This is a genomic window from Limnothrix sp. PR1529, assembly GCF_002742025.1.
Taxonomy (GTDB): domain Bacteria; phylum Cyanobacteriota; class Cyanobacteriia; order CACIAM-69d; family CACIAM-69d; genus CACIAM-69d.
Map to the genome: position 1 here is coordinate 38,173 of NZ_LIRO01000142.1, position 6,000 is coordinate 44,172.

At 55.4% G+C, this 6,000-nt stretch carries 9 protein-coding genes; 2 read left to right on the top strand and 7 right to left on the bottom strand.

The window, feature by feature from the left end; all coding sequences use genetic code 11:
* Window positions 1–129: 129 nt before the first annotated feature.
* From rseP to AMR42_RS19320, 5 genes are all read right to left on the bottom strand, one after another.
* Window positions 130–1,230, bottom strand: coding sequence for an RIP metalloprotease RseP (rseP, locus tag AMR42_RS19300; protein ID WP_099535491.1), 1,101 nt, complete (start codon window positions 1,228–1,230; stop codon window positions 130–132).
* Window positions 1,231–1,478: 248 nt separating this feature from the next.
* On the bottom strand, window positions 1,479–2,666 hold the full coding sequence (locus AMR42_RS19305) for a transposase (RefSeq protein ID WP_099535493.1): 1,188 nt from the start codon (window positions 2,664–2,666) through the stop codon (window positions 1,479–1,481).
* A 287-nt stretch (window positions 2,667–2,953) separates the two neighbouring features.
* Complete coding sequence (locus AMR42_RS19310; RefSeq protein WP_099535495.1) at window positions 2,954–3,265, bottom strand: hypothetical protein; 312 nt, start codon at window positions 3,263–3,265, stop codon at window positions 2,954–2,956.
* Window positions 3,262–3,639 (bottom strand): hypothetical protein, encoded by a 378-nt coding sequence (locus AMR42_RS19315; protein WP_143473196.1) that lies wholly within the window; start codon window positions 3,637–3,639, stop codon window positions 3,262–3,264. Before AMR42_RS19315 ends, AMR42_RS19310 begins: the two co-directional genes overlap by 4 nt.
* A gap of 200 nt (window positions 3,640–3,839) precedes the next feature.
* Window positions 3,840–4,157, bottom strand: coding sequence for a hypothetical protein (locus AMR42_RS19320; protein ID WP_143473197.1), 318 nt, complete (start codon window positions 4,155–4,157; stop codon window positions 3,840–3,842).
* A 297-nt stretch (window positions 4,158–4,454) separates the two neighbouring features.
* Here AMR42_RS19320 and AMR42_RS19325 point away from each other — a divergent pair, with 297 nt between their 5' ends.
* Entirely contained in the window at window positions 4,455–4,898 is a 444-nt protein-coding gene (locus AMR42_RS19325; RefSeq protein WP_099535501.1) for a hypothetical protein, read from the top strand.
* 87 nt (window positions 4,899–4,985) lie between these two features.
* On the top strand, window positions 4,986–5,363 hold the full coding sequence (locus tag AMR42_RS19330; protein ID WP_143473198.1) for a hypothetical protein: 378 nt from the start codon (window positions 4,986–4,988) through the stop codon (window positions 5,361–5,363).
* Window positions 5,364–5,373: 10 nt separating this feature from the next.
* On the opposite strand, the gene AMR42_RS19335 is transcribed toward AMR42_RS19330, so the two are convergent.
* Window positions 5,374–5,736, bottom strand: a complete 363-nt coding sequence (locus AMR42_RS19335; RefSeq protein WP_099532354.1) for a hypothetical protein — start codon at window positions 5,734–5,736, stop codon at window positions 5,374–5,376.
* Window positions 5,737–5,742: 6 nt separating this feature from the next.
* Window positions 5,743–6,000 (bottom strand): hypothetical protein (locus tag AMR42_RS20770; RefSeq protein WP_158234553.1); only part of this gene is annotated, 258 nt, incomplete at its 5' end.

A 6,000-nucleotide genomic window follows, 5' to 3' on the forward strand; every position in this document is an offset into this window, starting at 1 on the left:
GAGTTTTCGCTTCTGAGTTTTTAGCCTTTGGCTTTTGGGGCCCGACTGGGCCCCATCCTTGGGCTGGGTTGGCTGATTTGGCCCAGGCGAGCTGATTGGATTGGCAAGCTGATGGGCGAGCCTATTAGCCTATTGTTGTTGCAGCAGCCGTTGCACCCATTCCAGTTGGGTGGTGTCGCGCACAATTAACAAAATGCCCAAGCCCAACAGCAGCACCAAACCCGTTTGCATGACGTTTTCTTGAAATTCCTGGGGTAAGGGCCGACCGCCGCGCAGGGCCTCGATCGCCAGGAAAAAGAGTTGCCCACCATCCAAGGCCGGCAGGGGCAGGATGTTGATGACGGCGAGGTTAATGCTGATCAGCGCCATGAAGGGAAAGAGGTTCCCGGCATCGGATTGGGCGATGTTGGCTCCCCATTCAATGATTTTGACGGGGCCAGACACTTGGGGTGCGGTTTCTCGGAAGTTGGCTGCCAGGGTCAAGAAGCCGCCAGCGGTTTGGGTCACCATGTTCTGGAACCGATCGGCCGCCAGGGTCAACACTTCGATCGGGTTGTGGGCGGGGCGATAGACCGGTCGGCCGTTGGGGGCCAGTTGCACGCCGATGCGCCCTTGGCCCGCTTCGTCCAGCTCGGGGGTGACCCGGAGGGTGAGGCGATCGGCTCCCCGTTGCACTTCCAAGATCAGGGGGCGATCGGGACTCGCCTTGATCTGCTCCATCAGTACCTTCACGCTTGCTTGTTCGGCGCTGAGGGTTTGCCCATCGATCGCCTGCACAATGTCTCCCGCCTTCAGTCCGGCTCGCCCGGCTGGATTGTCAGGAGCCAGCACTTGGGGCACAATCACCCCTGCTTCATAGCGAAAGCCATCGGGCACGCCCATGAAGCCATATTGAGCCGCCAAAACCCCATAGGCGAAAATCAAATTAGCCACCACGCCGGCCGCAATCACAATGGCTCGATCAGCGATCGGGCGATTGCGCATCAAGTTGGGGTCATCGGCGGGAATGGAGCTGTCTTCATCGTCATCTGGGAAGCCCACAAAGCCCCCGAGGGGAATGGCACGAATGGCGTATTCCGTTTGCGGCCCCTGATATTTCCAGAGGACGGGCCCAAACCCCAAGGAAAACTTGTTGGCGTAAATGCCCTGTAACCGAGCCGCTGCGAAGTGTCCTAATTCGTGAACGAACACCAGCAACGCCAATACACCGATCGCCACCAATACCGACATAGGCTTGCTGCTCAATAGAAATGCAAAAAATGCAAATGCGTGAAAGCTAACGCAATGGATAAGGGCTAATACCTGCGAAGAATGCGCAGTGATGCCATACAAAACCCAGCGCAGAAAATACAGTAAAGATTCCCTCTAGTCAATATAAATGCAGCGAGTCATCGCAGCACCAACATCCAGACACAGCAAAGCGATCGCCCGTAAATACGAGCGATCGCTTGGGGTCACAAAATTACTGAGAACACGGCCTATGTAATAAGGGATGCAACCAGCTCGAAAAATAACAACCGGGCAGCGTAGCCAGCGCACCTGGAGCGAGCGAGCCTAATGGGCTTAGTTGACTTCTCTTGATCGAGCCGATCGCCCAGCAGCTTTCCAATTTGATTTTTAGGCCGGGCCTTTTCGGGTTCGATCCGAGTAAAGATCCACTGCCAAAGAGCACGACGGCATAAATCAGATCCACCAACGACCTGGACGCGCTTCATGTCGCCTGATTCCTCACGCCCAGGAGCACAGCCCAAGGCCTTGGTAAATCTCCGCAGGCTGAGATGCCGCTTGGTTGGGTTACCGGACTTGCGACCCTTGCGAATCTTGATCTCTGGTTTCCCATCGGGCCCTAGGTAGTTCTCGATCGGGTAAATCTGCGAAATCAGTAAGGCCTCAACCCTCAGACCGAAGCCGAAGCGGGCGAAAACTTTGCGGTAGGGCGCAAAATCGGGACTTTGGAGGAATTGATAGAGCTGACGTTCGATCGCGCATTCTTCAGCGTGAAGATTGCAGAGTCGCGCGGCATGGTTGCGCGACAGCTTATCCAATCCCAGCCCGCAGGTCGCCGCGTACAGACGGTCGTATCTGACCGCTGGGCGTTCCTGTGCGATCCAGCCCCATAGAAGCGGCGGCAAATCTGAGAGCAATTCCCGCTTCGACTTGACATGGGCCACCTCCGGGAATTGCCAGGCCAGGTCTTGGCGCAATCGGTTAATGATCGGACTTTGCACCCGGTTCAGATGACACAGCCGCAGCACTAACCGCCTGATTTGCACGATCGCCTCAGTGCGATCGGACACAAACCGCCGTGGTGAGTCGCAATAGTCCCAGTAGTAGCAGGCCAAGGCCAGAGAATCAGCATCGTCATCTTTATCGGGCAATCCGAGATGGCCCGCACGATAACCCCGCAGCTCCTTGTGGCCGACTAGCACCACCCGCACACCGGCACGGGCGAGCTGAGTTCCCCACAGTTTTGAATAGTTCACCCCCGTGGGTTCCATGACGGCCACATCGGCCCCCAAGTCGAGCAAGGCCCGAATGCCGGCCGCGTTGGCGGGCAGGGTCAGAAATTTTGCATCGTAATAAAATTGTCGAGGTTCGGTCGGTCTGGTGTCTGTAACGCAAGCTGTGACCGATGCTTTGCTTACGTCAATACCAATAACTCGCATGGTATGAATGGGTGTTAGTTGACCCCACACAGCAAGCCTATGAATCACCCAAAAGCCGGGTCAGTTGCCTAGCTCAATTCCCTCTTAAGGCATTAACCGGCTCTGAGTGGTGAACCGGTTGTGTGGGTTGAACCGCCAGCCAATCGCGCCGAGCCTATGAATCATTAAGAGCGCGAAAGCTCGATTCAGTATTCAGGCCCTAAGCGCGATCGCCAGACGGCTGAGGCAGGTTTGGACGCTGCCCCAAGCTTGCCCGGTGAGTCAGACCGAGCAAGATTGGAGCATGTCTAAAACTCAAGTTCGTCTAGGATGTTGTTTTCCAACTCCACTGGCTCCGGATACTGACCTACGCCCCAAAGCTCCTGAAACCAGTCGGGTAGAGCGGTGTGCAAATCTTGCATCACTTCCACCGCCAGGTTTTTCCCCTCACACCGTTCCTTGAGCGCATGGAACAAGCCCACGGCCATCGTGCCGCTGAGGTTCAGGGTGTCCCCATCGGCCCAAACGATGGTCAGCTCGCCAGTTTTTGCTTCAGCATGGATCTGCCGGATCCAGTCGAGATTCAAAAAGCGATCGCCCACCCAAATCACTGAATTCATGAAACGGTGACCTCCGGTATTTCAATTGGAAACATCACAACCGTTTGGATGGCCCCGTTGGCTTCGATCTGGACAAAATCGACATCAGCAACGGGCACGGGGAAACCGCGATCGAGCCTGCTTAGTGTTGCCTCGCGGTCAAGTCCTTCCTGCTCCATTGACCTGACCAAGATTGATTTTTGCCAATCGGTCAGCTCCTGGTCAGATAGCTCATAGCACCAGCTCTCAACACCACCCCCGATGGGAACATCGCGCCGAGGCCGCACCGATCGGATCGGTACGCCAGGATGCAGCGGCAATAGTCGGCCAGCGGGTCTCAAGGCATGGAGCCAATGGAGACGATTCACCTTAGGCACGGCTAACAATCGAATCATCGGGTAACCTCCCCTCACGGTTTTGGATTTCCAGGCATGGAGCCAAATCGGAATTAATGGCAATTAATCCCCGGACGAAGATCTGAGCGTAGGAATAGCTTGTGAAAGCAGCTTGTCGGATCCGCGACCGCTGGCCGTGGCGGTTGGGACGGCCCAACCGGTAGACAACCCAGGGCAGGGATGGGCTGAAGTCCTTCAGGTCAAGGCTTTTGGGCTTTTCTGGAACGGATTTCATGGGTGGGTAATCCAGAGAAAAATCGGATGCAATCGGTATAGATCGCGACCATAACCGGGTCATTGGCTGAAAAATTCAACTCCCATCCGTCGTCTTCGAAGAGAGTCAACTGCGATGTTGTCCCGTTAGGCGCGGTAATCAGCCATTCAGAGTCCTTGTTGCTCGAAACAACGAGGTAGCCGCACGTCATCAAAAATTGCCGCACATCATCAAAAAACAACGACGCTTCCTCAAAATCGCGTTGCTGCCCTGTGTGCGGGATGACAAGGGGAAGGAAATCCATAGGCAGATGCTTCGGGTAAGGGGGGAAGGAAAGTGGGCGATCGTCCGTGTGGTGAATCGCCCGCCGCAAACCAATCTCTCAACACCAATCAGGGACGCAAATTCACGCGGTGATCTCGGGTGCAAGGTGGCCGGCCGCCGTTTGTGCCGGTCTCCCCCAAATCCCGCGCTGGTCATAGACCGCGCCATCAGGGGCGCTTTGGGTTTATCTGATCTTTATCGAGTATGACAGCAACTTTTATCTTTGTCGAGTAAAATAAGAGATGAAAGTTTATCGAGTAAGATTGACGAAATTGAAATGACTGACGCAAATGGCCGGAAAACCAACTTACGGGGAACGCAAGAAGACGATCGGCTACTCCTTGACACCAACAGCGATTCAACTCTTGGAAGAGATGTCGCAAGCGATGGGGCTACGGAGTCCGAGCGAACTGATCGAACAGTTTGCACGGGGATTGTTGCCGACTCTCCCGCCAGACCCAGACCAGCTACGCATGGGAAAACGCTTAGCCATCTGATCCGCTCCGTTCAGAGTCGGGTGGCCAGAAATATCCGCAAGATCGCTCAACTTGAGCAGGAAATCCGGGATCTTCAGGAAGAGAATGAATTTGAAGCAGTTGAGCTTGAATATCTAAACACGACGCTCACTGCATGGAACGAACGGGTAGCAAGTCTCAAGGACTCAAGCGATCAAGTCGAAGCTGACCCACACAAACCAGCACAAGAAGACCTAACCGCCTAAACCTTTGCCCCTGCTGGCTAATCAGCAGGGGTTTGCTATTGCCACCTTAACGAGGATCCTTCCTCAGGCAGACAATGAGATAGATTGATGTCCGATCGCAAAAGCAGGGAGCTTGACCCCAGTTGGGGGCCTGCACCACCCGCACCACCTGCACCACCGGAAGCCGATCGAAAGATCGATCGATTGTCGATCGCCATCCAGGCCGCCGCCAAACTATCCCCATCGGAGCTGCTGTTATTGCAGGACGCGATCGCGGGATTGTCCCAAGCTCTTAGGGAGCAAGCCCCCGCTCAAACCCAAGAAAACCGCTCCCTAAGTTGTGGAAAAGCCGAAAAATCGGCACAACCGAGCGGTGGATATTTTGAACTAAAAAAAATTGGCCGCCATGGGCCATATCTGTATCTGCGATGGCGATCGGCAGGCAAACTGCGATCGACTTATCTGGGCAAAATTACCGACGGTTGAGCTGCGAAGTTTAAAACAGCCGGTGAGCGATCGCCCGCAGCAGCTCCCCCCAGCCCAACAGATCCACCAGCAAATCAACCGCGATCGCACTCACCAAAATCAGGAAGCCCCAACCGCGCCAACCCCCGGGCATGGCTTGGGCCGCCCGGGCGGCCCGGGCCGCCAACACCAGTCCGGTTTCACCGGCCCGGGCCAACAACTGTTCGATCGCGTTCACCCGGCCATCGATGTCGTTCACCTGATCCGTCAGGCCAGTGACACCCCCCAACTTTTCACGGATTTCACCCAGCTCGAGCAAAATCGCGCGATCGCCCTGATTCACCGTTTCTTCTAAATGCTTTAGCCGATCGCTCAAGAAACCCACAGCATCCATCGCCTGTTACTCCGTGTAAACTTCAACCTGGATCGTGAATTTCGATCGCTCAGTGTCATACCACCAGGGATATCGAGTGACTTGCTCGCCTGTGGAAGTAAGGATCGTGACCGGCTTAACCCCGCGTTTTTTGGGCACGGCCTTAACCCCGATCCAGGTTTCTACCGCCGTCCGCAGCTCGAGATTACCCGCCGCGTCACGTTGCCAAATCGTAGACCCCTCAACGGTTTGGCCCGTTGTGTGGTCGTAAGTATTGCCCTGCGG

Excerpts from the sequence above, each read along its gene's own strand:
- rseP (WP_099535491.1), bottom strand. The coding sequence starts at position 1,230 with ATGTCGGTATTGGTGGCGATCGGTGTATTGGCGTTGCTGGTGTTCGTT.
- AMR42_RS19305 (WP_099535493.1), bottom strand. The coding sequence starts at position 2,666 with ATGCGAGTTATTGGTATTGACGTAAGCAAAGCATCGGTCACAGCTTGC.
- AMR42_RS19310 (WP_099535495.1), bottom strand. The coding sequence starts at position 3,265 with ATGAATTCAGTGATTTGGGTGGGCGATCGCTTTTTGAATCTCGACTGG.
- AMR42_RS19315 (WP_143473196.1), bottom strand. The coding sequence starts at position 3,639 with ATGATTCGATTGTTAGCCGTGCCTAAGGTGAATCGTCTCCATTGGCTC.
- AMR42_RS19320 (WP_143473197.1), bottom strand. The coding sequence starts at position 4,157 with ATGGATTTCCTTCCCCTTGTCATCCCGCACACAGGGCAGCAACGCGAT.
- AMR42_RS19325 (WP_099535501.1), top strand. The coding sequence starts at position 4,455 with ATGACTGACGCAAATGGCCGGAAAACCAACTTACGGGGAACGCAAGAA.
- AMR42_RS19330 (WP_143473198.1), top strand. The coding sequence starts at position 4,986 with ATGTCCGATCGCAAAAGCAGGGAGCTTGACCCCAGTTGGGGGCCTGCA.
- AMR42_RS19335 (WP_099532354.1), bottom strand. The coding sequence starts at position 5,736 with ATGGATGCTGTGGGTTTCTTGAGCGATCGGCTAAAGCATTTAGAAGAA.